At 67.1% G+C, this 25,179-nt stretch carries 21 protein-coding genes and 5 pseudogenes; 7 read left to right on the top strand and 19 right to left on the bottom strand.

The features are described from left to right. Window positions 1-62 precede the first annotated feature (62 nt). From P1L40_RS18705 to P1L40_RS18660, 10 genes and pseudogenes are all read right to left on the bottom strand, one after another. Window positions 63-437 carry a hypothetical protein gene (locus tag P1L40_RS18705; RefSeq protein WP_284011118.1) on the bottom strand — a complete coding sequence of 125 codons (375 nt, stop codon included), beginning with the start codon at window positions 435-437 and terminating at the stop codon, window positions 63-65. Window positions 438-1,637: 1,200 nt separating this feature from the next. Then, window positions 1,638-2,618 carry a DUF7289 family protein gene (locus tag P1L40_RS18695; RefSeq protein ID WP_284009250.1) on the bottom strand — a complete coding sequence of 327 codons (981 nt, stop codon included), beginning with the start codon at window positions 2,616-2,618 and terminating at the stop codon, window positions 1,638-1,640. A 1-nt stretch (window position 2,619) separates the two neighbouring features. Continuing rightward, window positions 2,620-3,828, bottom strand: a complete 1,209-nt coding sequence (locus P1L40_RS18690) for a type II secretion system F family protein (RefSeq protein ID WP_284009249.1) — start codon at window positions 3,826-3,828, stop codon at window positions 2,620-2,622. Continuing rightward, window positions 3,768-4,580 (bottom strand): type II secretion system F family protein, encoded by an 813-nt coding sequence (locus tag P1L40_RS18685; protein WP_284009248.1) that lies wholly within the window; start codon window positions 4,578-4,580, stop codon window positions 3,768-3,770. The genes P1L40_RS18690 and P1L40_RS18685 overlap by 61 nt, the downstream gene beginning before the upstream one ends. 2 nt (window positions 4,581-4,582) lie before the next feature. Next, window positions 4,583-4,774, bottom strand: a complete 192-nt coding sequence (locus tag P1L40_RS23605) for a hypothetical protein (protein ID WP_419181185.1) — start codon at window positions 4,772-4,774, stop codon at window positions 4,583-4,585. A gap of 278 nt (window positions 4,775-5,052) precedes the next feature. After that, a pseudogene (locus tag P1L40_RS23740) lies at window positions 5,053-6,339 on the bottom strand (type II/IV secretion system ATPase subunit); the annotation flags it as partial. Window positions 6,340-6,347: 8 nt separating this feature from the next. Beyond that, window positions 6,348-7,390 (bottom strand): annotated as a pseudogene (locus P1L40_RS18675) (DEAD/DEAH box helicase). After that, a pseudogene (locus P1L40_RS18670) lies at window positions 7,335-9,047 on the bottom strand (AAA domain-containing protein); the annotation flags it as partial. The pseudogenes P1L40_RS18670 and P1L40_RS18675, both read right to left, overlap by 56 nt. A 167-nt stretch (window positions 9,048-9,214) precedes the next feature. Continuing rightward, the gene (locus tag P1L40_RS18665) at window positions 9,215-10,918 is read right to left on the bottom strand and encodes a methyl-accepting chemotaxis protein (RefSeq protein ID WP_284009245.1); all 1,704 of its coding nucleotides are present in this window, start codon (window positions 10,916-10,918) and stop codon (window positions 9,215-9,217) included. A 153-nt stretch (window positions 10,919-11,071) separates the two neighbouring features. Then, window positions 11,072-11,449, bottom strand: a complete 378-nt coding sequence (locus P1L40_RS18660) for a DUF2237 family protein (protein ID WP_284009243.1) — start codon at window positions 11,447-11,449, stop codon at window positions 11,072-11,074. A gap of 106 nt (window positions 11,450-11,555) precedes the next feature. Between P1L40_RS18660 and P1L40_RS18655 the strand changes: the two genes are divergently transcribed. Continuing rightward, window positions 11,556-12,101 carry a hypothetical protein gene (locus P1L40_RS18655; protein WP_284009241.1) on the top strand — a complete coding sequence of 182 codons (546 nt, stop codon included), beginning with the start codon at window positions 11,556-11,558 and terminating at the stop codon, window positions 12,099-12,101. A 153-nt stretch (window positions 12,102-12,254) separates the two neighbouring features. After that, a complete protein-coding gene (locus P1L40_RS18650) occupies window positions 12,255-12,473 on the top strand; it encodes a hypothetical protein (protein WP_284009239.1) in 219 nt (72 codons plus the stop codon). Here P1L40_RS18650 and P1L40_RS18645 read toward each other — a convergent pair whose 3' ends face one another. From P1L40_RS18645 to P1L40_RS18630, 4 genes and pseudogenes are all read right to left on the bottom strand, one after another. After that, a complete protein-coding gene (locus P1L40_RS18645) occupies window positions 12,474-14,498 on the bottom strand; it encodes a beta-propeller domain-containing protein (RefSeq protein ID WP_284009238.1) in 2,025 nt (674 codons plus the stop codon). A gap of 111 nt (window positions 14,499-14,609) precedes the next feature. Then, window positions 14,610-15,248: a DUF3267 domain-containing protein gene (locus P1L40_RS18640; protein WP_284009237.1), complete on the bottom strand. Its 639-nt coding sequence runs from the start codon at window positions 15,246-15,248 to the stop codon at window positions 14,610-14,612. Window positions 15,249-15,318: 70 nt separating this feature from the next. Then, a pseudogene (locus P1L40_RS18635) lies at window positions 15,319-16,268 on the bottom strand (zinc-dependent metalloprotease). 46 nt (window positions 16,269-16,314) lie between these two features. Beyond that, on the bottom strand, window positions 16,315-16,551 hold the full coding sequence (locus P1L40_RS18630; protein WP_284009234.1) for a hypothetical protein: 237 nt from the start codon (window positions 16,549-16,551) through the stop codon (window positions 16,315-16,317). A gap of 74 nt (window positions 16,552-16,625) precedes the next feature. Here P1L40_RS18630 and P1L40_RS18625 point away from each other — a divergent pair, with 74 nt between their 5' ends. Genes P1L40_RS18625 through P1L40_RS18605 form a run of 5 tightly spaced genes read left to right on the top strand, consistent with a single transcriptional unit; the run spans window position 16,626 to window position 20,232 of the window. Continuing rightward, window positions 16,626-17,687, top strand: a complete 1,062-nt coding sequence (locus P1L40_RS18625) for a M20/M25/M40 family metallo-hydrolase (protein WP_284009232.1) — start codon at window positions 16,626-16,628, stop codon at window positions 17,685-17,687. Between the two features lie 50 nt (window positions 17,688-17,737). Next, complete coding sequence (locus P1L40_RS18620; RefSeq protein WP_276221253.1) at window positions 17,738-17,920, top strand: LSM domain-containing protein; 183 nt, start codon at window positions 17,738-17,740, stop codon at window positions 17,918-17,920. Beyond that, window positions 17,917-18,090, top strand: coding sequence for a 50S ribosomal protein L37e (locus P1L40_RS18615; protein WP_284009229.1), 174 nt, complete (start codon window positions 17,917-17,919; stop codon window positions 18,088-18,090). The genes P1L40_RS18620 and P1L40_RS18615 overlap by 4 nt, the downstream gene beginning before the upstream one ends. Window positions 18,091-18,102: 12 nt before the next feature. Then, entirely contained in the window at window positions 18,103-19,611 is a 1,509-nt protein-coding gene (purF, locus tag P1L40_RS18610) for an amidophosphoribosyltransferase (RefSeq protein WP_284009227.1), read from the top strand. Between the two features lie 54 nt (window positions 19,612-19,665). Next, on the top strand, window positions 19,666-20,232 hold the full coding sequence (locus tag P1L40_RS18605; RefSeq protein ID WP_284009225.1) for a GNAT family N-acetyltransferase: 567 nt from the start codon (window positions 19,666-19,668) through the stop codon (window positions 20,230-20,232). On the opposite strand, the gene P1L40_RS18600 is transcribed toward P1L40_RS18605, so the two are convergent. The 5 genes and pseudogenes from P1L40_RS18600 to P1L40_RS18575 all read right to left on the bottom strand — a co-directional run bounded on the left by P1L40_RS18600 (window position 20,233) and on the right by P1L40_RS18575 (window position 25,047). Next, a complete protein-coding gene (locus tag P1L40_RS18600; protein ID WP_284009223.1) occupies window positions 20,233-20,793 on the bottom strand; it encodes a DUF420 domain-containing protein in 561 nt (186 codons plus the stop codon). A gap of 149 nt (window positions 20,794-20,942) precedes the next feature. Further along, window positions 20,943-23,209 (bottom strand): annotated as a pseudogene (locus P1L40_RS18595) (CDC48 family AAA ATPase). Beyond that, window positions 23,209-23,454: a DUF7127 family protein gene (locus P1L40_RS18590; protein WP_284009221.1), complete on the bottom strand. Its 246-nt coding sequence runs from the start codon at window positions 23,452-23,454 to the stop codon at window positions 23,209-23,211. Before P1L40_RS18590 ends, P1L40_RS18595 begins: the two are co-directional and overlap by 1 nt. A 168-nt stretch (window positions 23,455-23,622) precedes the next feature. Beyond that, on the bottom strand, window positions 23,623-24,006 hold the full coding sequence (locus P1L40_RS18585) for a hypothetical protein (protein WP_284011117.1): 384 nt from the start codon (window positions 24,004-24,006) through the stop codon (window positions 23,623-23,625). A gap of 348 nt (window positions 24,007-24,354) precedes the next feature. Further along, window positions 24,355-25,047: a hypothetical protein gene (locus P1L40_RS18575; protein WP_284009219.1), complete on the bottom strand. Its 693-nt coding sequence runs from the start codon at window positions 25,045-25,047 to the stop codon at window positions 24,355-24,357. Window positions 25,048-25,179: the final 132 nt, after the last annotated feature.

Below are 25,179 nucleotides of genomic sequence, written 5' to 3'. Positions count from 1 at the left end.
GAGCAGGAGGGCGGTGTTGATGACGACCAGCGACCCGAGCAGTTCCGGAAGATGCTCGGGGGCTACGCGCCGACGCGGATGAACGCGTAGTAGACGAACCCCGCCGAGAACGTCGCCACGTCGGAGACCAGAAACATGACCATCCCGCCGGTGTAGATTCCCCCCTCGGTGCCTCGTTCGGTCCGGTAATCCGCGATGAACGCCTCGTTGGCCCAGCCGGCGAGCCCGGCCACGAGGCCGACCGCACCGACGGCAGCGAGGACGGTCGGGAGTATCGTCGGCAGCAAGTCCCGGCCGACGAAGAAGAACCCGGCACCGAAGTAGAGGGCGGCCGCCCCGACGGCGGCGACGAGCGGCCACCGACTCCGATGCTCGTGCTCGCCGTGCTCGTCGCCGCTCTCAGCGTGCTCGGCCGCTACGTCCGTCGACCCGGCCATACTCCGAGCATACGGTCGGCGGGGCATAAACCCACACGCCAGCGGCGGCCGTGCCGGCCGATCAGTCGCTCTCGACGCGGCCGCTCGTGGGACTACCATCGACCGAAGCGTCCGCGGGTTCGTAGTCGATTGTGTCGTCGCTGTCTACGATCCTCGCCCCGCCGACGAACAGCGTCGCGCGCCCCGTGCCCAGGTCGACTTCGATGTCGGCACCGCGACCGGCACTGACCGTCGCACCATCGAGGGAGATATCGCCGTCGGACCGCAACACGATGTCCCGGTTGGTGTCTATCGTCGCCCCGGTGGCGATCAGTCGGCCGGACCCGCCCTCGCCCGCCGTGAGTTCGATGTTCCCGCCACGCGCGAGTACCGTCGTCCCGGCGATGTCGACTGTCCGCTCGGCGGTCAGTTTCACGTCGCCACCCCTGGTGTCGATCTCGGCTCGGATGACCATGCTCCGGGTTCTCAGCTCGCCGCCGCGGAGGTTCAAGCTGCCCACGTCGGCCGGGACGACGAGGTTCACGCGGTCGTCGTCGAGGCCGCTCTCCAACTGGGATCGCGTATAGGTCGTCTCCCCGCTGTCGTACCGGCCGTTCTCGTTCTCGTCGTCGTAGGCCAGCGCGCCCGGCGGGTCGGTACTGCCGGCCGTGACGACGACCGTGTACGACTCGACAGGCCCCCAGTTCCCGTTGGCGTCCCGAGCGCGAACAGAGAGGTTGTGCGTCCCCGTGTCCCAGCCGGTCGTGTCGACTGGGGCGGTGACGGTTTCGTCGACGCTGTCGTACTCCCCGTCGGCCGGCGCAAACGCGAACCCGCTGCCGGGGCCGCCGCCGGGCGTGGCCCTGTCGGACCACCACTCGACCGCGTAGATGTCGACCCCGCCGCGCTGGAAGTCCGTGGCCGTCGCCGTCAGGTTCGTGGTCTCACCCCGTGGGATCGACTGCCCACTGGCGGTCGTGGCCGACGTGTCGATGCCGGTCACGAGCGGCCCTTCGCCGTCCACACTCCCGGTGGTCGTCGCGCCGCCGGCCACGTCGACACGGACCGTCGCGGTCTCAAGCGCCCCGGGACTCGTCCCCAAAGTCCCGTCGATCCGTGCCGTTCCCGGCGTCGACGCGGTGTAGCGGAAGGTGGCGTGTCCCTGCCGGTCCGTCACCGGATCGACCGGCGAGACGCTCCCGTTGGTTCCGACGGTCGCGTTCACCCGGACACCGCTGACAGGGTTGTTGAACCGGTCCCTGACCTCGAAGACGACCCGCTGTGAGCGGCCACTCGACAGGGTCGCCAGCCCGCTCTCGTCGGCAGTGATGTAGTGAGCCGGGGCCTGAGTCGACTGCTCGCCGATGTCGACTCTCGCCATCCGCAGATCGTACGTCTGGTTGCGTTCGAGTGTGATCGTGACCGTATCGTACGGCGACCCCGATGTGACCGTGACGTTGTCGTGGACGTGGCCCCGTTCCGGACGAACTCGTCGCGAAGGAGTTCGTTCCACGCCTCTCTGTCGAGTCGAGTCGGCAGTCGGAGCCGGACCGGTCCGTCGCCCTCGACACTGGTCACCTGCTCGGGCGCGCTGACCGGCGTCAGTTCGATGTCCGTTGCGGTCGTCGCGCTCCGCGACAGCGAGCCGTTCAGCATCACGAGCGTGATTCGCCGTCCGGCGACCACTCGTTCCGATGTCAGCGGACGAGCCCGCTCCCCGTAGCGGTCGTAGAGGACACTGTTCTCCAGCACCGTCGTCGGCGCGTTGTCGTACTCGTTGTACTGCGGCCGGTAGACGAGGTGGCGCGTCTCGAACCGCTGTGTCCCACCGGCCCAGTAGTCGCCCGTCTCGCCGCTGGCCGTGAGGTTCTCCAGTTCGACGGCTCCCGGGGTCGTCGTGTTGAGCCGACCCGCCGGATCGGCGGGGTTGAGCAGGAAGGGGCGTCTCGGGTACCGGAGCCCGAGCGTGACCGACTCGGAGGTCACCCGCCCGGTCGCGGCCGCCGTGGTCACGTCGTCGCGCAACAGTTCGAGTTCGCTGCGGACCTGCTGGCTGTGAGCGAACTCCTCACCCTGGTTCCAGGCGGGAACGGCGCTCACCTGGAGGACGCTCATCAGGAGGATCAACAGGCCGAACATCAGGACGAATCCGATGACGGCCGACTGGCCGCGACCGTCGTCGCACAGCGAGTGCCCGTTCACGTCAGACCACCCCGAACGCGACGACCGTCACGATCATCAGTCCGAGACTGTACTTGAGACCCGCCAGGACTCGCCCGCTCGATAGCTTTCCGGCCACGAGCCCGATAAACAGAGCCTGCACCAGCGACGAGTGGATGAAGGCGAGTTTGAACCCTGCCGTGTCGATCGACTGGAGACTCACCGGCAGTTCCGCGTCCGTAGTCGCCTGCTGGCCCACCGCGACCGCCTGCTCGAAGTAGAACTCGTTGATCAACAGGAGGATGGCCAGATAGACGAAAAAGGAGACGAGCGCGGCGACGACGTACGAGGATAGCTCCCGGGTCCGCGCCCGTTCGAGTTCGCGCTGCATCCGAGCGTCCTCGGCGGCGACCGACAGTGTCTCGTCGAGGTTCCCGCTGGCTTCGTCGGCCTCGACGATGAGCCGTAGCGTCCGCGTGACGATCCTGGTCCGGGACCGGCGAGCGAGACGTAACAGCGCCCCACGGAGGTCGTCGAACCACTCCGTCTCATCGTTCACCCGGCGCATCTCCGCCGAGAGGGCCGTGTCGGCCCGCTCGCTCGCCAGACGGAGTGCCTCCGAGGGCCGCAACCCCATCCGGTTGGCACTGGCCCACGACGAGAGGACGTTCGGGAACCGGCGCCGGATCGTATCGAGGCGTCGCTGCCGGAGTTCCTGGAACGCTGCCAGCGGGACGAGCGCGACGAACAGCGGCACGACGATCAGCAGAACCGTCGTTCGCAGCGGCGTGTCGAATAGCGCCGACAGGCCGACCGAGGCGAGGTCACCGGCGACGAGGGCACCGACCACCGCGGCGGCGAGCGGGACCGACAACGTGAGGACGTGAGGCGGCCGGTCGAGGAACAGCCGCCACGGATGGGTGAGCGTGTCGAGCAACTGCGCCCGACGTTTCCGCTTCGCGTAGGCCTTCGCGGCCTGGTCGTCCGGAACGGTCGGCGGCTCCAGGATCGGCTCGGTGGCCGCGAGCGTGCGCTGCCGGAACGGCGCGCCCAACTGGTCGAGGACGAGGATCGCCAGCGTCGACCCCAGCGGGATACCGACGTAGACGATGGCGTTTACCTCCCGCAGCGTCGACGTACCGGTGATTCCGATGACCATCAGCAGGATGAGGACGAACAGCGGGCCGGCGATCAACAGTGTGACGTACACCTCCGCGAACAGTTCGACCCGTTCCAGATACTCCGCCTGCACCGAGCGCGCGTCCTGTATAGCGTCCTCGCGCTGATCCGCGAGGAACGAGTCGACCGATCCCCGGACTCGACGATACTCAGCAAGTCGCTGAAGAAGTCACTGAGCAGGGGCGACGGCGTCACCTCGCTGGCCTCCCGGAGCGCCTGGAGGAAGTCCCTGCCGAGGTAGTCCATCTGGTTCGTCACGAGCGCGGCCTCCCGGGCGACCTCGCCGTAGGTCTCCTCGTCCTCGGCGAGTCGGCGGAGGATCTCGACGATGTCTAGCCCGCCCCGGGAGAGCGCGTACATGTAGGTCACGCCGGAGGGGTAGACGAGCGCGAGCCGCCGCGCCCTGGCCGTCGCTCGCTGACTGGGCAGGTAGTACCGGACGTACCAGGTCCCGACGGCAAGCAGCGTCCCCGACACCACCGGAAGGACGAGACTGACCACGAGCGTCCGGTTGTCGCTGACGAACCGCCCCAGTGCTCCGGTCCCCGAGACCCCGGACAGCGTCGACAGCACGCCGGTCGTGGCCGCCCACCAGCTGATCGCCAGCCCGATCCCGGCCCCGAGAACACCCGTGATGATCGCCAGAACCGCCGACCTGGCGAGATACGCCTCGACGGTCACCGGCATCCGAGCCGCGTTGAGCTGCTCCCGGAGCCCGAGGTGCCGGTCCGTCCGCGTCGCGAAAAAGCGCCTGAGCGGCTCGTAGAGCCAGGCCGTCTTTCGGACGAGCCACCGCTGGGTCTCGGACTGTTCCGTGGTCGCCATCGTCAGATCAGTTGCTCCAGGCGGCCCCGGTCCAGCAGTTCGATCACGTCCTCGGGGTTCCGGTCGTACTCCCAGACGATCGCCTGGAAGGACTCGTAGTCGGCGATGTCCCGCTCGACCATGTATCGCAGCAGTCGCTCCCGTCGCGAGAGTTCCAACTGGAGGCGCTGTTCGTCCCAGCCGTTCCGGTACATGATCTCCCGGAGCTTCTTGGACCGCTGTGCCCCCTCGAAGCCGTCGGTCGCGGGGTTCCACTCGTAGATGTCACGGACGCCCGTCGACCCCTCGTCGCCCCGTTCGAGTTCCGAGATGCCGACGTTGCGCCGCACACGGCGGTCCCCGACGAACAGTTGCTGCTGGATCGCCGCGATATCCAGCTTCGCACCATCTGTTCGGGGACCGACAGCGGTGGGTTCTGCAAGCGTGAGAGGACAGTCTCCGTCGAATCGGCGTGCATGGTGGTGTAGGCGGCGTGGCCGGTCGCCATCGCCTGGAAGAAAGCGAGCGCCACCTGTCGTTCGGTCCGGATCTCGCCGACAAGCAGGTACTCCGGGCGCTGGCGCAAGGCGGCCTGGAGCAGTTTGTACATCCCGATGTCGCCGCTACCGGAGGCCTGGCCCTCCCGGGTGACGCTCTGGATCCAGTTCTCGTGGGGGAGCGTGATCTCGCGGGTGTCCTCGATCGAGATGACCTTGTTCTTCTCGGGGATGAACATCGAGATGGCGTTCAGCGAGGTCGTCTTCCCGGAGGCCGTCCCGCCGGCGAACAAAAGCGAGAGGTTGTTCTGGATCGCCATCCAGAAGTACGTCATCGTCTCGACCGAGAAGGTCCCGAACTGGATCAGATCGATCGGCGTCAGCGGCACGTCCGAGAACTGCCGGATCGTGAAGTTCGACCCCCGGGAGCTGACCTCCGTCCCCAGGGTCAACTGGATGCGCGAGCCGTTGGGGAGGCTGGCGTCGACCATCGGGTCGGCCACGGAGATGTGTTTGTCCGACCGCTGGGCCAGTCGGACCACGAGCGAGTTCAGCCGGTCGGCCGAGAACGAGACGTTCGTCCGCATATCGCGGTACTCCCGGTGGTAGACGTACACCGGCACGTCCGTCCCGTCACACGAGATGTCTTCGAGGTTCCGGTCGGCCAGCAGGGGGGTGATCCGGTCGTAGCCCAGCAGGTCCCGCTCGATGTAGTACCGGATCTTGTGCAGTGAGCCGGGTTTTGCCTCCCGTGCGTACCGGCTCAACAGCGTATCCAGCTCCCCCGTCAGCCGTTCCTTCCGGTCGCTCTCGTCGGGGCGGACGTGCATCAACACGTCACGGAGGTCGACCATGATATCCTCGCGAACGTACCGCTCGAACTCCGAGAGCGTCGGTTCGACGACGTGATACCCGATGTCGCCGCCGTCGTCGAGGATCGCGACGTAGGCGAAGGGTTCGTCCACCCAGTACCGGTCGATCTCCTCGACCCCTTCACGATAGTCGAAATCGAAGAACTCCGATTCCAGGAACGAGAGCGACGGGGCGGGGGCGAAATCGCCGTCGTACGCCTCGAAGTAGGCCGTCAGGTCCTCGACGACCGTGCGTTGCGGGTCTGGCGGCGGCTCCGTGACCGGATCGAACTGCTCGACCGCCTCGTCAGGCTGGTCACGGCCCGCGTCCGGCGAGTCGTCGTCCGGCGGGAGTACGTCGGCCTCGTCGTCGATGCGGGTGGCCCAATCGGCGGTGTCCGACGGGTTTCGGTCGGGCTCCGGACCGTCCATTGAGTATCTCATGTGAATCCCGGCAGTAAAAACCACTTGTGTACCAGGTCCGTTCGGCGTCGATACACCCCGGGCGTGGTGCGGCCGCTCTCACCCGCTGCCCACTCGACCATCCGTCCGTACACCGCGTCGGTGGCGAGCGCGTCCCGGTCGCCGACCAGCACGAGGGCTTTCTTCGCCCGGGTGAGCGCGACGTTGATGCGGCGGTAGTCCTCGAACAGCGGCCCCTCCAGACTGCCCGTCGCGACGAAGGAGACGACGATGACCTCTTTGCTGGAGCCCTGGAACCGGTCGACGGTGTCGACAGCCACCTCCGGGAGCCGCCGGTTCAGTTCCGCGACCTGTGCGCGGAAGGGGCGATGACCCCGATATCGCCGGCGTCGACGCCGGCCTCGCGGTAGGCCCGGACCACGTCGGCGACGGCGTCTGCCTCCGTTGGGTTCGTGTTCCCGGTGCGAGCGCCGTCGGGGTCGACGAACGAGACGCGGTCGCGGAGGTTCGCGGGGAGTGTCTCGGTCGACACGCCGTCGAGGTCGTCGATCCGCTGGGCCGCCACCGCACCGCTTGCGGGTCGTAACGCCCCGTCATAGAACTCCCGAGAGGCAAAGGCCTGGATGTGCTGTGCCATCCGGTACTGCTTGTCGAGCATGACGCCGGCCTCGGGGTGGGCGTCGATGAGGCGCTCGAACAGCGACCGCGTGAGCGTCTCGTCCTCGGACTGGACGACCGGCGGGAGCTGCTGGTGGTCGCCCACGAGGACGAACCGATCGCCGAGCGTCGTCGCCGCCAGCGTGCCGGGCTCGGTCAACTGGCCGGCCTCGTCGACGACGACGGTGTCGAACGACTGGCTCGCTATCGCCGTCGAGCCACAGGTCGCCGTCGTCGCGGCGACGACCTGTGCGGTCTGGAGTTCGCTTGCACACTCCGGGATCGCCCGACTGTTCGAGCCGATATTTCTGCATGTCCTCGCGGACGCCGCTCTCGGTGCCGACGCGGACGATGTCGGTGTAGCCCTGCTCCTCCAGCGCTTCGATCGCGTTGTCGACGGCACGGTTCGTAAACGCCGACAGCAGGACTCGGTCACCGCGGTCGATCAGCGCCCGGACCATCCGGGCGAGCGTGTAGGTCTTGCCGGTTCCGGGCGGGCCGTGGACGAGCGCGAAGTCCTCGGCGCCGAGGGCGCGGCTGACGGCGGCGTCCTGCGCCGCGTTGTTGTCGATGAACGTCTCCGCTGGCTCGTCGAACTCGGGGGCGCGACGGCCGAAGAGCACGTCCTTCTGTTCGGGCGACTGGGTCAACAGGGCGTCGTGGAGCGCGTTCTGGAGCCGGTCGGTCGTCAGTTCCGACGGGTAGACATCCAGCCGGCGCACAGAGAGGGGTTCGTCGGCGGTGACGACGATCTCGCGGCCGCCGTCGACGCCATCGGTGTCGTCACCGCCGATGCGCTCGACGCGGGCCAGTTCCGCGTCACCAGTGATCGGGTGGCCGTCGCTGGCGAGCACGAGGTCGCCCTCGCGGATCTTCGAGACGGCGCCGGTCCCGCGGGCGCGCAGTTCCCAGCGCCCGCCGTCGAGTTCGCGCCGACCCAGCGGTTCCAGGTCGACCAGCGCCCGGTCGTCGTCGGCCCGTTCCTCGGGCGTCTGCTCCCAGAGTTTGGCGTACTCGCGGTGGACAGCCCGGCGTTCGGCCTCGATGGCCTCGTAGAACCGTTCGAAGTACTCCCGTTCCTCCTCCGGGATCGCCACGCCCACCTGGCCCGCCTTCGATTCCTGGTCGAGGCGGCCGGAGACGGCCATACAGGTGTCCTGTTCGAAACAGTACTCGCACTTCGCGTTGCCCTCGTAGCCCGTCGGGACGCCGGCGTCGTGTTCCATCGCCGCGATCTCGTTGCGGGTGCGGACCACGTACTGGAGCAGTCCGGTGCCGATCGAGAACTCTTTCGCCGGCGAGAGGTCGCCGCTCTCTTCGTTCCGGTCGACGGCGGCGTTTTTCGTGTACAGCAGGGTCCCGGTATCGGGCGCGGCCGCCAGCGGGCTGGTCGCACCGCCGTCGGCCATCACGTCGCTCGCGGCAAGCGTACTGGCGGCCCGCTCGCCCAGCATCAGGGCGTAGGCGGTCGCCTGGATCTTGTCCTGGAAGCGCGGCTCCCGCTTGGTGTTCTTGCCGGTCTTCAACTCGACGGGCATCCCCCGACGGACGGCGTCGGCCCGCCCTTTCATCCCGTAGCGTTCGGAGATGAGCGTCATCTCCGAGCGCCACTCGTCGCGTTCGGTCAGGGTGCCCTGGTTCAGCCACCCCTCGATGGCCGCCGCGTGGTCGCGCACGTCGCCGGCGACTTCCGCGGCCTCGCGACCCAGCAGGCCGATATCGAGTCCGGCCGCTTCGACCTGCTCCTCGATCGCCGCCTCCAGGTCCCGGCCGCGGAGCAGGTCGCCGAACACCTCGTGGACGACGGTCCCCTTGACGAGCGGGTAGGCCAGTTCGGCCCCGTCGAGTTTCCGCAGGTAGTACATCCGGGGGCACTGGACCCACGCCCGGATGTCGGTCACGTCGACCAGGAAGTCGGGTTCGACGACGACGCTGGCGTCGCCGCCGACCGAGTACTGTGTCTCGCCCTGGTACTGGCGCTCGTCGGCGTCGTAGACCGCGAGCTCCATCCCGGCGTCGAGATACTCGGCGGTCTCGGTCCACTTGCCCCACAGGGTCACCGTGGTCGGCTCGCCGGCTCCCTGTTCCGGGCGAACGGTCACCTCACAGAGATCGCTCTCGCCGTACTGAGTGCTGACGGTTTTCGGCTCGGCCACCTCGACGACGACGCCGCGAAGTTGCACGAGTCGTGTCACGGGGAGCCACGGAAAAACGCTGTCGGTGGGGATCAGCGGCCGCCGTCCGCGACGGCCGTCGGGCGATCCTCGACGGTCGGCGTCGCGTCGTCCGCTAGCTCGAACGTCGACAGCAGCGCCATCAGGTCGTCGGTCCGGCCGGCGACACCCTCGATGTCGTTGCTGACCTCGGTGATCGTCGCGGTCTGTTCCTCGGTCGCCGCGGCGGCGCTCTCGGCCTCCTGGCTGGTCCGGTCGCTGACCTCGCCGACCTCCTCGACCATCGTGACGACCTCCTGGGTCGTCTCGGCCTGCTCGGCGGTCGCGTCGGAGATCTCCTGCATGGCTTCGTCGACCTCGCCCACCACGTCGACGATGTCCTCGAAGTCCCGCAGGGCCGATTCGATCGTGCTCGTCGAGTCGGTCACCTGGTCGTGCATCTCCCGAACGTCGCCGGCAGTGTGCTGGGCGGCGTCCTGGACCTCCTCGATGAGCCCGGAGATGTCGTCGGCGGAGTCGCGGGTCTCCTCGGCCAGGGCTTTGACCTCGTCGGCGACGACGGCGAAGCCGGCGCCCGACTCGTCGGCGCGGGCGGCCTCGATCGAGGCGTTCAGCGCGAGCATGTTCGTCTCCTCGGCGACTTCGGAGATGACCCCGATGATGTCGTCGACCTCCGCGACGTGGTCGACCAGTCCCTCGACGGACTCGGCGATGTGGTCGATCCGCTCCTCCAGGCGATCGAGTTCCTCGATGGCGTCGGCGACCTCGTCGCGGCCCTGCTGGCCGCGTTCGGCAGCGGTCCGGGCGGTACTGGCCGCGTCGTCCGCGGTCGCGGCGATCTCCTCGACGGTGGCCGAGAGGGTGTTCATCTCGCTCGCCACATCGTCGTGGAGGTCGGTCTGCGTGCTCGCGCCCGACGAGATCTCCTGTACCGACCGGGCGATCTCGTCGCTCGCCCGGTCGACCTCGGCCATGCTCTCGCTGACTCGGCTGCTGGCCTCCGAGACCGACCCGGCGAAGGTCGTGACCTCTCCGAGCGTCTCGGAGAGCGTCCCGACGAGTTCGTTGTAGTTCCGGACGACCGCGTCGACGGCCTCGTCGTCGTTCCCCTCGACATCGAGGTCGATCGTCGCCGTGAGGTCGCCGTCTTTGGCCTGCTCGGCGGCCGCGCCGAAAGCCTCGACGAGTTCCTGGAGCCGCTCGGAACGGGTCTCCAGTTGTGCGGTCATCTCCTGGAGTTCGGTCGTGTAGGCTTCGAGGTTGTCGGCCATCCGGTCCAGCGACTCACCGAAGGTCCCGGGCACCTCCGTCTCCAGGATCTCGTCGTCGAACGCCTGGCGCGAGAGGGCGTCGGCCTGCCGGGAGACGACATCGAGGTGGCCCTGCATCGCACCGAACGAGTCGACGAGGCTGCCGACCTCGTCGTCCTGGTCGTGTTCGGGAACCGCCACGTCAACCTCGCCGCTGGCGATCCGGTCCGCACGGTCGGCCAGCGTCGTGATCGGGTCGACCAGGTCCTCGCGGGTGATGAAGACCGTGTTGGTGAAGGCGACGGCGGCCCCCGCGAGCAACACCCCCACGAGGACGACTTGGAGGAGGCCGTCGACCGCCAGCGCGACGACGGCCGTCCCGACGGAGACACCGAACTGGATCGCCACAGCCGCCAGTACTTTCCGTTCGATCGAGTCGGCGACACCGACGAGATCGAGCGACCGTCGTATCTGTCGTTTGTACCACGCGATCGGGCTGTCGATCATGTTACGTGTATCTCCCCCGGAGACGGTCTTTAACGTTCTCCGCGCTTCTCAAATTCTGATAATATGAGCGGAAAGCCACCGGAGCGCGGCGCTCCGGACTGGATCGACGGGATTCGGGAACGCAGCAATTGAAACGACACCGCGTTCGAGGGGTCAGTCTCCGTTCTCGCCGTGGGCGTACGCCCGCAGGGTCTCCAGGGGAACGTCCTCCAGCACCGCCTCGCTCGTCGCGTCGAGGACGACCGGGGGCGCGTGGCCCGCCTCCTCGGCCTCGGTCCATCGCGGGACACAGACACACCAGCGGTCGCCCGGGTCCAGTCCCGGAAAGTTCAGCTCCGGTCTGGGCGTGACCAGGTCGTTGCCCTGTGCCTTGCTGTACTGGAGGAACGACTCGGTCATCACCGCACAGATCTCGTGTCGCCCCGGGTCGCGCTGGAGGGGGTAGCAGTAGCCGTCCCGCATGAACCCCGTCAGGGGGTCCATCGAGCAGTCGTCGAGGTCGCCCCCGAGCACGTTCGCCTCACTCTCCATACCGGCGGTGGCGGCGCCGGCCTGGAAAAGGGTTCGGTGCCGGCGCGTCAGCTTCTCTCACGGACCGATGCCTTCATTCGGTGCCGGACCGAACATCGAATCGACAATGCGCGTTCGTGACTGGCAGGATATCCTCGACGACGTTACGGAGAGCAGTGCCGACCCGGGCGGCTGGCGAGCCGTCGGGGGCGACCGCGCGAACGGAATCGGCGAGGACATCTACTTCGGCCACCCCGATGCGGGCGTCTACCAGATGAAGACCTACGCGAAGAACCCCTTCGAGGTCCAGGGGGTCGGTTCGCAGGTCGCCCGGCGGATCGACGACGACATCGATCCGCTCTTTCCCGAGGAGGGGAGCGGCCTGTTCGGCGTCCAGCAGGGTGTCGACGACGAAGACGAGGCCGAGGAGAAAGCACAGAAGCTAGAGACGGTCCTCGAAACGCACGCCGACGCCCCGACGACACCGAAAGCGATGCTCGAAGACATCATGGACGCCGTCGACTCGCCCGCCTACGGCCCGATGGAGTTCGAACAGCACGACCGCCCCGAACGGATGGACGACCTCACCGACACCTTCGAGGAGGCCGAAGAGCTTCTCGACAAGGAGTTCGAGGACGTTATCGACGAGGATGTCGAGCGGGGGTTCTACTGATGGGTGCTGGGGTGGGTGAGCGCTGATGGTCGGCCCCTCCATCTCCGACGACGACCGGAAGGTCTTCGTCAAACGGCTGAAGATCGGGTTCGCGCTGCTTGTCGGCCTGTCGATGGGGCTGGTGACGCTGTACAGCGGTGCCCGCTCTCGCTCGTGGCCGGTGCGACCGTCGGCGCCACCGCGGTGGGTGGCGTCCTCGCCTGGTTCACGATCCCCGACAGCATCGGCGGCATCGCTTACGAGGAACGGAACGATCCGGTCCAGCGCGGTCGGACGCCGGGCGAGGCGCTGCGCGAGCAACAGCGCACCGAGGACGAGCACCCGCGCGCAGCCGACGGTAACGGCCAGTCACCGGGCCGAAATCGGAAGTAGTCAGTTCTCCAGCGCGAGCGTCGTCTCCCGGTCCCAGGTTCGTTCGTCCACCACGACGACTTCCTCGCCGCTGAACACGTAGAGGTAGTCCTCGACGTATCGAGTGCGCGTGACGGTCCCATCGGTCCGAACCGTCGCCGTCTCGGACAGCGAGCCGTCGGTGTAGTTCACGACAATGGCGTCCTCACCGGTCGGGAGGACGAAGACGCCGTGTTTGCGGTCGATAGTGAAGGCGTGGTGGCTCCGTGAGATCGCCGACCAGTGGCGGGTGTGTCGGACCCGCTGATCGTCGATCGACGGGTCCGACGGGTCGGAGACATCGAACAGGACGGTCTTGACCGCCCCGTCTTCCTTCCCGATCCCGAGGACGTGGTCGTCGTCGATCGGGTGGAGGTACGACGAGAAGCCGGGGAGTTTCAGTTCGCCGGTCACCTCGGGTTCGTCCGGGTCCGAGAGGTCGACGACGTGGAAGGGGTCGATCCGGCGGAACGTGACGACGTAGGCCGTCTCGTCGACGTACCGGACGGAGTAGACGCGCTCGGTGACGCCCATGTCGGTCACCGCACCGCGTTCGTCCAGGGTTCGGCTGTCGAGGACGTAGAGGTCGTTCGCGCTGTCGGCGCTCCCGACCGCGGGGATCGTCGTCGTGATCCGCAGCGTCCCCTCGTGATGGTCCATCGAGAACTGGTTCAGCGGTCTGCCCGGGACCGTACCGGTCGCTTCGACGGAGAGGGCCGTCCCGTCGACCGCGAGACGGACGATCCCGGTCGTGGTCGCGTTGCGCTGTCTGGCGGCACGGTAGTCGGCGAACTCCCGGGTAAACGCCTCGCGGAGTCGCTTACGTTCCTCCGTGGGCAGCGTCGCGAGCCACTGCTCGAACACTCGGTCGATCTCCCGGTTCGTCGCCCGGGCGGAGATATCGTAGGACTGGATCTCCGCGATCCGCTCCTCGACGTGCGCGGGCGTCTCGTCGAACTCGGTCCGGAGGAACGCGCCCAGTTGCCGGGCGTGGCTCGTCGAATCGGTGTACGTCACGTACAGCGCGTCCGGGGACATGTGGACGACCGTGTTCCGGCTGGTCCCGACGAAGGTGACCGAGTCCTCGACCGTCCCGCCAGCGGCGTCGATCGACAGCGCCGTGTAGGTCGCGTCGACCGGGATCTGTGTACCGGGCCGGTAGACATCACCACAGGGGATCGTGTGGTCGCCACCGAGAGGGGTGATCGGACACGGCGTGTCGAGGCTCACGCCGGACCGCGTGACGAGATAGACGGTGCCGTTCTGCATCCGGGCGGTCACGGCGGTGTGGTTCAGCGGGTGCTCCCAGGCCTGCTCGGGGGATTCGGGGTCGCTCACGTCGTAGCCGGTGATCGTGCGGTGGCCGACGACGACCAGCGTGTCGCCGGTCTGGAGGAGTTTCCCGGAGTCGTCGATCTCGCCGATGGCCGACGGCGCCGCCGGCTCGGTCACGTCGACGACGTGCGTGTCGTGGTCGGACGCCGCCGGCGGCGACACGTCCGCCGGGCGACCGCGGGGCCGGAAGACGGGGACGTGTCCCCGTGGCCGGGACGGTGCGTAGTAGAAGTTCCGGCCGTCGGTCTTGAGCCGGTCCGGTTCGTCGATGCCGGCGATCTGGACGTTCGTCGTGCCGACGCGCGACGGTGCCTCGGCCGTGGTCGTGCTCCCGCCGCCGTCACCGGCTGCGAAGTTCGCCGCCTGGGGGGTGTCTGTGGTCAGTTCGAGTGTGTTGTCGAACACCAGTCGTGAGCGGGGCTGGCGCTGTTCGGTCCGGAGCAGTCCCTGGCTGACGTAGCCGTCGAACGCGGCCTCGGAACCGAACTGGGCGACGGCACCGGTCGCGCCAGTTTCGGAACCGTCGGCAGGTGTCGGGGCTGCTGGCCCGGTCGCGTTCTGACTGGACGGGGCGTCGCCTCCCGGGGGTACCACGGCGAAGCCGGTGCCGGCCGCGACGAGCGACACGACGAGCAGCGCGACGAACAGGGCGGCGGTGTACTGCGTTCGCATACCGGTCGTTCACCGGACAGTGCTGATAAGATACCGTTCGTTCAAACCGGGTTTTAATCGATCGGCGAGGTGCCGACGAACCGACAGAGCGGCGACGGCGACCGGTCCGTGTCAGGCTTCGGGATAGAGGACGTAGGAGTGACGGATGTCGCTGTCGTACAACAGCGTGCCCCTCGGCATCCGGAGCAGTCGCGCCAGGAGGTAGATGTCACCGGCGGCCCCCAGCGTGTTGAAAAGCACCGCGACGAACGCGAACACCGCCACCACCGGGATCGGCACGAAAAACAGTGGAACCAGGAGCGCGTCGAGCACGATCAGCGGCGCGATCCCGACGAGGATCGTGTCGTTCCGGGCCTGGAACTGGTGGAACGCGGCGGCGTAGAACGCGCCCAGTTGCGGGGCCGCGCCGTAGGAGACGCGGTAGCCCTGGAGTCGGAACACGAGCCCGTGGACGAGTTCGTGGAGGACGGTGACGACCACGACGGCGGCGACGAACACGCCGCCGATAGCGATCGGGATGGTCGCTTCGAAGCCCGCGTCGTCCGTGACCGTGACACCGAAGAAGTCGGCCAGTGCGGCGCCCTGGCCGTCCCACAGGAGCGTCCCGAACACGAACAGCGCTGGACCGACCAATAGCAGGATCAGCGCCAACATAATCGGCAGCGAGTAGTGAAACTCCTCCGGGTCGCCGTAGCCGTCGGGCGCGGCCGGCCTCAGCGTCGCGGACGGTTCGTACTGGCTCGTGGGCACGCTCTATCCTACCGATAGGAACGGTATAGCACTCAGGTGTAGACACACCTCCATCGGCGGCCGGTAGCTCTCAGGGGTCGATCCGGTCGATCCACAACTGCGGGTCCTCGATCTCGGCGTCGGTCGGGAGGTTGTCCGGTGACTCCCAGACACGTCCCGCCGCCGCGACGCCGCGTGCGTCGGCCACGGTGTCGAAGAAGGCCTTCCCGCGTTCGTACTGCTGGCGTTTCATCCGCATGCCCAGCAGCTCTCTGACCAGTTCGGCGATGGGGCCTCGACCCTGCCGCCTGGCGTCGATCTTCGCTCGCAGGTCGTCGTACTCGTCGTCGAAGGCCCGATCCATCAGGAGTTCCGCGTACCCCTCGACGGCGGTCATCGTCGTGTCGAGTTCGCCCAGCGACTCGCGGTCGAGGCTGCCGCCCGAGAGATTCTGGACGGCCTCTTCCATCGCGTCTTCCATGTGCTGGGAGAGCCACGGCGCGGCGCCGAACTCGGCGGCGTGGGTGACCTCGTGGAAGGCGATCCAGCGGCGGAACCGGTCGCCGTCGACGTTCAGTTGGTCCGCGACCCGGCGGATGTTCGGCCGGACGAAGTACAGCGCGTGCTCGTCGCCGTCGGCCAGCAACAGCGGGTCGTACTGGCCGAGGACGTTGTTGGCCAGGAAGGAGAGGCAAAAGCCATCGACCCGGTGTTGACGATCCGGGCGATACCGGGGATGTGGTCGGCCTGCTGTTCGATCGGTGCCATCACCCGCTTGAACGTCTCGACGTTGGCGTCGATCCAGTGGTGGCGGTGCTGGATCTCGACGGTCTCCGGGAGGTCGAAGTCGATCTCGCCGACCGCCCGGACCCGGTCGCGTGCGTCCCGCACGTCGGTCGCGTAGCCGGTCCGCTCGGCGTCGGAGACGGTCAGATCGCCCGGCTCGGTCGACTCCTTGGCGGCTTCTGCGACGGCGGCCCAGTCGATCGGACCGTCGCCGGACGCCCCGGCGACGGCACGGACGCTATGATACAGGCCCATACCCGCAAGACGGGGGCGACCGGGATAGGCCTTCTCCCCGGTGGCGTCACTCCTCGGCTTCGACCGACGGCAGTTCGTCGCTACCGCCCAGCAGTTTCTTCGCGGCGACGGCGAGGCCGACGAGGACCGCCAGGCCCACGAGCGCAGCCAGCGGATTCGCGCCCGAGTCGTCCGTCTCGGTCGCCGTCGACTCTTCGTCGGTCTCGCTCTGTCCGCTCCCCGGTGCGTTCGCCGTGAACTCCGACCCGTCGAGGTGGAGTTCGAAGAACGTGATCTTCGTCATACACGAGGAGCTACACGGGCGTGGTTTATCTCTTTTCCGGATGATTCATACCGGCGACAGCGCAACGGGTGGCCATGGACGACGACCGACGCGCGTTCCTCGAATCGCTGCTGTCGACGCCGGGCCCCTCGGGCTACGAGACCGACAGTCAGCGGGTCTGGATCGACTACGTCAGTGAGTTCGCGGACGACGTGACCGTCGACGACTACGGCAACGCCGTCGCGACCGTCGAGGGCGGCGAACCCTCGGTGGCCCTGGCCGGCCACGGCGACGAGATCGGGTTCATGGTCCGGGACTTCACCGACGACGGCTTCCTCCGCCTCTCGCGGATCGGCGGGTCGGACAAGACGGTCTCGCGGGGCCAACACGTCACGATCCACAGCGCCGACGGCCCGGTGTCGGGCGTCGTCGGTCAGACGGCGATCCACCTCCGGGAGCAAAACGGGAACGGCGAAGTCCCGGAGATCGCCGAGCAACACGTCGACGTGGGCGCGACTGACGGCGACGAAGCCGAGGAACTGGTCGACCGCGGGGACCCGGTGACGTTCACCCAGACGATCGGTGAACTGGCCAACGGCCGCCTCTCGGCCCGCGGGATGGACAACCGGGTCGGCATCTGGGCCGCCGCAGAAGGGTTGCGGCGAGCGGCCGAGCGCGGCACCGACGTGACGGTCCACGCCGTCTCGACGGTCCAAGAGGAGGTCGGCCTCCAGGGCGCGAAGATGGTCGGGTTCGAGCTGGCACCGGACGCGGTCCTCGCGGCAGATGTCACGCACGCGACCGACTCCCCGGACACGCCGAGCGACCGCTCGACGGGCGTCGACCTGGGGGCGGGACCCGCGGTCTCTCGGGGCAGCGCGAACCACCCCGTCCTCGTCGAGGCGCTCAGAGAGACCGGCGCGGCCGACGACCTCGACATCCAGTTGCAGGCGACCGGCCTCCGAACGGGGACCGACGCCGACGCCTTCTACACCGCCCGCGGGGGTATCCCCTCGGTCAACGTCGGCATCCCGAACCGCTACATGCACACGCCCGTCGAAGTGATCGATCCCGACGACCTCGACGCGGCCGCCGACCTCATGGCTGGCTTCGCCGTTCGTGCCGACGAGTACGCTCCCTTCAGTGTCGAGGTGTAGCGGGGCGCGCAAACGGTACGTTTAAGCGCCCGTCACTATCCTTCCCGAACATGAGTGGTCGACCGTTGGACGTGCTCGAAGCGTCGCTCGGTGAGGAAGTTACCGTACAACTCAAGGGCGGCGAGATCTTCACCGGAGAGCTCTCGGGCTACGATCAGCACATGAACCTCGTGATCGAAGACGAAGACACAACGATTATACGCGGGGATAACGTCGTCTCGATTAACCCATGACTGGCAAGGGAACCCCCTCTCAAGGCAAGAAAAACACCACGACACACACGAAGTGTCGCCGGTGTGGCGAGAAGTCGTATCACGTAAAGAAGAAGGTCTGTTCGTCGTGTGGCTTCGGCAAGTCGGCGAAGCGACGAGACTACGAGTGGCAGTCGAAAGCTGGCGAATAAGGCCCACAATCCATGCACGAGAAGTGCGGCGTTGTCGGCATCTCGCTTCGGGATCGAAACGCCGCCCGTCCCCTCTACTACTCCCTCTATGCCCTCCAGCATCGCGGCCAGGAATCGGCCGGCATCGTCACCCACGACGGCTTCCAGCAACACAGCCACGTCGAGATGGGTCTCGTCGGCGACGCCTTCGGCCCCGGTGACCTCGAATCACTGAACGGCTCGAACGGGATCGGCCACGTCAGGTACCCGACGGCGGGCAGCGTCAACGCCTGCTGTGCACAGCCGTTCTCGGTGTCGTTCAAGTCGGGGTCGCTGGGCCTCTCGCACAACGGCAACCTCGTCAACGCCGACGAGATCGGCGACGAACTGGCCGATCTGGGCCACGCGTTCACCTCCGACGGCGACACCGAAGTCATCGCCCACGACCTCGCACGGAACCTCCTTGAAGAGGACCTGGTGCGCGCGGTCAAGCGGACGATGGAGCGCATCCACGGCTCGTACTCGCTGACGATCATGCACGACGAGACGGTGCTGGGCGTGCGCGATCCGGAAGGGAACCGTCCGCTGTGTATCGGTGAACTGGAGGACGGCTACGTCCTCACCTCCGAGTCGGCCGCCATCGACACGCTGGACGGCGAACTCGTCCGGGACGTTCGCCCGGGCGAACTGGTCGTCCTCCACCCTGACGGCACGGGGTACGACACCTACCAGCTCATCGAGCGCGAGAACACGGCCCACTGCTTCTTCGAGCACGTCTACTTCGCCCGCCCGGACTCGACCATCGACGAGAGCCTGGTCTACGAAGTCCGGCGGGAACTGGGGCGGAAACTCTGGGAGGAGTCGGGCGTCGAGTCCGACGTGGTCCTCCCGGTCCCCGACTCCGGGCGAGCGTTCGCCTCTGGCTACGCCGAGGCCGCGCAAGACGACGGCTCCGACATCGAGTTCGCCGAGGGCCTGATGAAGAACCGCTACGTCGGGCGGACGTTCATCATGCCCACCCAGGACGAGCGCGAGCGGGCCGTCCGGCTGAAACTGAACCCGATCAAGTCGACGATCGAGGGCAAGAAAGTGACCATCATCGACGACTCGATCGTCCGCGGGACCACCTCGACACAGCTCATCGGCCTCCTGCGGGACGCCGGCGCTGAGGAGGTCCACGTCCGGATCGGTGCGCCGCCAATCGTCGCGCCCTGTTACATGGGCATCGACATGGCCTCCCGCGACGAACTCATCGCCGGCGACCAGTCCGTCGAGGAGATCCGCGACGAGATCGAGTCCGATTCGCTGTCCTATCTCTCCATCGACGCCATCGCCGAGACGCTGGAGACGAGCCAGACGGACCTCTGTCTCGGCTGTGTCACCGGGGAATACCCCTACGACATCGAGGGCGAGGAGACGGATCGGGATGTCGTCCGACCGGATATCGGTGGGTCGGCGGCACCTGCCGACGACTACGAGGGGCGCGAACATCGTGAGCAGCCCTCGAACGCGAGCGGGGAAAAACTGACCCGCGGGCCCTGAGCCGCCCCGGACCGAGCCAAACCGTTTAGCGGCTGCCACTACACCGCCCACTGTATGCCGAGCCCTGCCTTCATCGAAACCGAGCGGACAGCCCTCCGGCCGCCCGAACGTGAGGACCTCGACTGGATGCAGTCAGTGTTCTGTGACGAGCGGGTGTGGGGGTGGGGAACGTACCCACAGCCGATGACGGGCGAGCAGATGGAGACGTTCTACGAGGACACACTCGCCGACGGGGAGTCGGTCCACCTCCTGATCTGTGTCGACGCGGACACCGACGACCCCGGGCAGGTCCAGCAGCGGACGGACCGGGTCGGCCTGGTCGCCATGACAGACCACGAACCAGAGCAGGGGACGGCCGAACTCGCGTACTGGCTGGACCCGGACGCCTGGAATCAGGGGTTCGCGACGGAGGCGGCCAGCCGCCTGGTCGCGTACGGCTTCGACCAGCGTGGGCTTCGGAAGTGGGCGGCCCGCGTGGTCGGGGGCAACGACCGATCGGTGGCGGTTCTCGAACGACTGGGCTTCACCCGAGAGGGGCAACACCGGAGGGACTGGCGGTTGGACGGCGAGTGGCGCGACACACACTGGTTCGGCCTGCTCCGGGCGGAGTGGGAGTCGTAGTCACCAGAACACGTACAGCATCGCGTAGACGACGATCCCCAGGGAAAACGAGATCAGCCACAGCGTCGCGGCCGCCTTCCCCGCACGCGGGTGGTTCGTCTCGCGTAGTTGCCCGACGGGGTAGCTGGCGGCCAGCAGGAGGACGTAGTAGACAAGCGGGATCGCGAGGATCGCGAGCAGGATGTGTATTCCCAGCACCGGGAAGTAGACGTACGTCTCGACGGCCGCGGGGCCGGTGAAGTCGGTCGGCCCCTCCAAGACGACGCGATAGAGGTACAGCGTGAGGAAGGCCCCGAACAGCCCGAACGTCGTCAGCATCAGTTGCCGGTGTCGGTCGATGTCGCCGCGACGAATCGCACGGATTCCGGCGACGATCGTGACGATCGCGAGCGCACTGATGGCCGCGTTGACGTGGGGGATCGCCGCGACGACTGTCTCCGGGGCACGCGGTAGGAGTCGCTGGGGGATCACACCCCCGACCGCGCCGAACACGAGCGCGAGCGAGACCGCAGTCAGCAGCCCCGTTAGCTTCCCGACGTGGTTCCGTGCCGTGGCCTGCATGGACGGGTCTCGGGAGTGTGGGGGCAAGGGCGTTGCGCTCCAGGGCCGTCGCTATCGAACGGTTCCGGACACGCGGAAGCAGTGGAAAACAGTGCAGTACGAAAACAGCGCAGTAGAAGAATTGAAATAGAGCCGGTCGAGGGAGGGACCTACTGGAAGGTCCGGCCGACCTTGTCCTCTTCCATGTCGGGGGCCGCGGTGTCGAAGCGCTTCTCGATCTCGGCGTAGCGTTCCTTGGTCTCTTCGGTGACGCTCGGGCCGACCTCGTCGAGGGCTGCCTCGAAGTGTTCGGCCGTGACCTTCACGTTCCCGACGGAGTCGCCGATGTCCTCGGGGTCGACGCTGTGGATGAACTCCTGGTCGCGGCCATCGACGCCTCGCGGGCGACGGCCTCGATGTCGGCACCGACGTAGCCCTCGGTCCGCCGGGCCAGGCGGTCCAGATCCACGTCGTCGGCCAGAGGCTTGTCTCGGGTGTGGACCTCGAAGATCGCGCGCCGCGCGTCTTCGTCGGGCACCGGGACGTGGACGTGGCGGTCCAGCCGTCCGGGCCGCAGCAGGGCGTCGTCGATGAGATCCGGTCGGTTCGTGGTCGCGACGACGACCACGTCCTCCATCTCCTCGATCCCGTCGAGTTCGGTCAGTAACTGGCTGACGACGCGCTCGCCGACGCCGGAGTCGGTCTGACCGCTCCCGCGCTCGGTCGCGATCGAGTCGATCTCGTCGAAGAACACCACCGTCGGGGCGTTCTCGCGGGCCTTGCTGAACACTTCACGGACGCCCTTCTCGGACTCGCCGACGAACTTGTTCAGCAGTTCCGGCCCCTTCACCGAGATGAAGTTCGACTGGGCCTCGTTGGCGACGGCCTTGGCCAGCAGCGTCTTCCCGGTGCCGGGCGGCCCGTACAGGAGGACGCCTTTCGCCGCTTCCAGGTCCATCGACCGGAACACGTCGGGGTACTCCAGGGGCCACTGGATCGTCTCGCGGAGGCGCTCTTTCGTGTCCTCCAGGCCACCGACGGACTCCCAGGTGGTGTCGGGCACCTCGACGAAGACCTCCCGGAGCGCGGAGGGTTCGATCCCCTTCATCGCCTCCTTGAAGTCTTTCTCGGTGATCTCTAAGTGTTCGAGCACCTCGGCGTCGATCTCGTCGGATTCGAGGTCGAGTTCCGGCCGGATGCGACGCAGGGCGTTCATCGCGCCCTCCTTGGTCAGGGACGCGAGGTCGGCACCGACGAAGCCGTGGGTGTTCTCGGCGTAGCCGGCCAGATCGATCTCCTCGGAGAGGGGCATCCCGCGGGTGTGGACCTGCAGGATCTCCTTGCGGCCCTCCTTGTCCGGGACGCCGATCTCGATCTCGCGGTCGAAGCGGCCACCGCGGCGCAGTGCGGGGTCGATAGCGTCGACGCGGTTGGTCGCACCGATGACGATGACCTGCCCGCGCTCTTCGAGCCCGTCCATCAGGCTGAGCAGTTGGGCGACGACGCGGCGTTCCACGTCGCCCTGCGTCTCGCCGCGTTTGGGCGCGATGGAGTCGATCTCGTCGATGAAGACGATCGCCGGCGAGTTCTCCTCGGCCTCCTCGAAGACCTCACGGAGCTGTTCCTCGCTCTCGCCGTAGTACTTCGACATGATCTCCGGGCCGGAGATGGTCGTGAAGTACGCGTCGATCTCGTTGGCGACGGCTTTCGCCATCAGGGTCTTCCCGGTGCCCGGCGGGCCGTGCAGGAGGACGCCCTTCGGCGGCTCGATGCCGAGCTGCTGGAACAGTTCGGGGTGGCGCATCGGCAGTTCGATCATCTCCCGGACCTGTTCGAGTTCGTCGTCGAGGCCACCGATGTCCTCGTAGGTCACGTCCGGGGTCTCGCGACCGGCCTCGCCCTCGGCGCCGCGGATCTGCTCGGCGGGCTTCTCGCTGACCTGGATCTCGGTGGAGTCGGTGACGACGACCGTCCCCGCGGGTTCGGTCTCGGCGATCTTCAGCGGGATCTTCTGGCCGGACATCGAGGAGAGCGGCCCGAGACCGAAGCTCACGGGGACCGTCTGGCCCTGCGTGACGGCCTGCCCGCTGAGGTTGTTCCGGATCATCGGGGCGACGTTGCCACGGACCCGGAGGTTCTGAGGCAGCGCCACGGTGACGCTGGTTGCGGGCTGTACGTCGGCCTTCTCGACGGTCACGCCGTCGTCGATCCCGACGCCGGCCTCCTGACGAAGCTGGCCGTCGATCCGGACGATCCCGTTACCTTCGTCCTCGGGGTAGCCTGGCCACACTCGCGCGACCGCGCGGTTGTTCTGCTGTCCGCTGAGGACGATGTAGTCGCCGTTCTCTAGCTCCATCTCGGCCATCGCGGCTCGGTCGATCGCCGCGAGTCCGCGGCCCGCGTCCTTCTGTTTCAGGGGTTTGACGGTGAGTTTCATCAGTTGTCCTCCTCGCTGGGTGACAGTTCGATAGTGAGGATGCCGTGGTTGATAAACGCTCGTGCGTCCTCGTCGGGCACCTCCAACTCACGTTGCTCGTCACCGGCAACGACGATGACAGTGCCGTCGACCACGTCGACCGAAGCGTCGCCGACAGCACCCACGTCCGCCGCGAGCACGACACTGTCGTCGTACTCGAACCGGCGGAGGGGCGTCTCGTCGAATAGCTGCTGTTCTGTATTCATCCTAACCAAAGGTAAGTTTGATAACTATATAAATCTTTCGCCAGTTCTTCCCCCCACGTGCGGCGATTCGAAAACAAGCGATTGATTGCGGTTCACACTACGCTTGCGACCAGTATGAGTGTGGTGGCAGCGGAGAGGCAAGCAGGAACCGGCGGGCCCGACTCGGCGTCAATCTGCCCAGTAGTACCGCGGGCCGGCGAGGAAAAACAGGAGGGCGATCACCAACACCGCTCGTGGCCCGAAGCGATAGAGCGCGTCGGGAACGAGCACGGCCATCGCGAGCACCACGCCGACCGGCGTGACGTGTCTCGGGCCGGGTTTGGGGTAGTCGAAGGGCGCGATCATGGCGACCGAGAAGACGAGCATCGCGCCGGCCAAGACGACCGGCTGTCGGACCCCGCCGAGGTACGCCGTCGAGAGAACGATCGCACCGAGCGAGTTGGGCATCCCCGGCCGCCCGTCCGCGCTGTCGATGTACGTCTCGTAGAAGGCCGTCCTGACGATGGAGAACACCACGTACGCGGATGCGACGAGCGTGATCGCGAGACCCACCGCGATCCCGGTTTCGGTAATGTCCCCGAAGTATCGGGTGAGGAGGACGTAGACGAAGAGGCTCGGCGTGGCACCGAACGAGACAACGTCGGTGATCGAGTCGAGCAGCGGGCCGACCGCCGACCCCTGGCTTCCCTGGCGACGATCCCGTCGAGCGCATCCGTGATCACCGAGAGCAAGAGCAGTCGTGCTGCGAGATGGAGGTCGGTGAACGCGACGGCGCCGGCGACGAATCCGACGACGGCGTTGACGAGCGTCACCGTGTCGGCGGCACTGAGTCGTCGAGATACCTCAAAGCCCATAGATGCGTACTCGCCCAGGACCCACATGAAGGGTCCGAAACCGCAGTCACTCCTCGGGGAGGTCGTGTCCGACGAGGAACCGGGAGGCGGTCGCGAGCGTCCCTACGACGAGGAGGTACAGTTGCCAGCCCCCGCGTGCGACCGGGAAGATCCGGTCGACGGGACCGTCCGCCGTCCCCGACGGGTCCGGATCGACCGCAGTGTCCATCTGGATCTCGCTGCTGTTCCCCATCGCGTTGGGCGTCGGCAGCCCGCCGCCACCGGAACCGCCGCTTCCCCCACCGGACCCCCCGCTCGTGCCCGTCTCGACGAAGGTCTGGACGATCCCCCGCTGGGTAGACAGTTCGAGCCGTCCCCTGAACTGATAGAACTGGTCGTGGATCGGCCAGAGGAGGTTCGCGCCACCGCTGACAGCGTCGAACAGGACGTGTCCGACCGCGTAGACGAACACACAGAACCACGCCACTCTGACCCCGTAGGCCCCCCAGCGGGCTCGGATCAGCGATTCTTCCCGGACGTGTAGGTCGATCACGAGGAGAGCGGCCAGCATCGCGGGGATGACGAGGTTCGTCAGTGCCGCCCGGTGACCGACCTCCGAGAACAGTGCGATGAACGAGTCGATATCGGGGAACGTGACCACGGCCAGCGCGAGCAACAACGAGCGCCTGTCGAACGCCGCGCCCAGCAGTGTCGCGGCCAGGAGCCCGACGAACGCGTAGTGAACCACCAACGACGGCATGCGTGACCATTACACACGGACACGATGAGCCTTGCGGTGGCGAAAGAGATATAACCCGACACATGGAGGTTGCTCCCAAGGACAGTTCAATGCCATCGATGGGTGGGGATAACCGGGTGGGAACCGGACGAC

This window comes from Haloarcula pelagica (genome assembly GCF_030127105.1).
Taxonomy (GTDB): Archaea; Halobacteriota; Halobacteria; order Halobacteriales; family Haloarculaceae; genus Haloarcula; species Haloarcula pelagica.
Note: the sequence above shows the minus strand (reverse complement) of the source record. Positions and strands in the feature narration are given on the sequence as shown.

Coding starts and splice junctions, on each gene's coding strand:
- P1L40_RS23605 (WP_419181185.1), bottom strand. CDS start 4,774: ATGTACCGGAACGGCTGGGACGAACAGCGCCTCCAGTTGGAACTCTCG.
- purF (WP_284009227.1), top strand. CDS start 18,103: ATGCACGAGAAGTGCGGCGTTGTCGGCATCTCGCTTCGGGATCGAAAC.
- P1L40_RS18590 (WP_284009221.1), bottom strand. CDS start 23,454: ATGAATACAGAACAGCAGCTATTCGACGAGACGCCCCTCCGCCGGTTC.
- P1L40_RS18660 (WP_284009243.1), bottom strand. CDS start 11,449: ATGGAGAGTGAGGCGAACGTGCTCGGGGGCGACCTCGACGACTGCTCG.
- P1L40_RS18655 (WP_284009241.1), top strand. CDS start 11,556: ATGCGCGTTCGTGACTGGCAGGATATCCTCGACGACGTTACGGAGAGC.
- P1L40_RS18575 (WP_284009219.1), bottom strand. CDS start 25,047: ATGCCGTCGTTGGTGGTTCACTACGCGTTCGTCGGGCTCCTGGCCGCG.
- P1L40_RS18705 (WP_284011118.1), bottom strand. CDS start 437: ATGGCCGGGTCGACGGACGTAGCGGCCGAGCACGCTGAGAGCGGCGAC.
- P1L40_RS18685 (WP_284009248.1), bottom strand. CDS start 4,580: ATGGCGACCACGGAACAGTCCGAGACCCAGCGGTGGCTCGTCCGAAAG.
- P1L40_RS18615 (WP_284009229.1), top strand. CDS start 17,917: ATGACTGGCAAGGGAACCCCCTCTCAAGGCAAGAAAAACACCACGACA.
- P1L40_RS18600 (WP_284009223.1), bottom strand. CDS start 20,793: ATGCAGGCCACGGCACGGAACCACGTCGGGAAGCTAACGGGGCTGCTG.
- P1L40_RS18645 (WP_284009238.1), bottom strand. CDS start 14,498: ATGCGAACGCAGTACACCGCCGCCCTGTTCGTCGCGCTGCTCGTCGTG.
- P1L40_RS18620 (WP_276221253.1), top strand. CDS start 17,738: ATGAGTGGTCGACCGTTGGACGTGCTCGAAGCGTCGCTCGGTGAGGAA.
- P1L40_RS18625 (WP_284009232.1), top strand. CDS start 16,626: ATGGACGACGACCGACGCGCGTTCCTCGAATCGCTGCTGTCGACGCCG.
- P1L40_RS18605 (WP_284009225.1), top strand. CDS start 19,666: ATGCCGAGCCCTGCCTTCATCGAAACCGAGCGGACAGCCCTCCGGCCG.
- P1L40_RS18665 (WP_284009245.1), bottom strand. CDS start 10,918: ATGATCGACAGCCCGATCGCGTGGTACAAACGACAGATACGACGGTCG.
- P1L40_RS18630 (WP_284009234.1), bottom strand. CDS start 16,551: ATGACGAAGATCACGTTCTTCGAACTCCACCTCGACGGGTCGGAGTTC.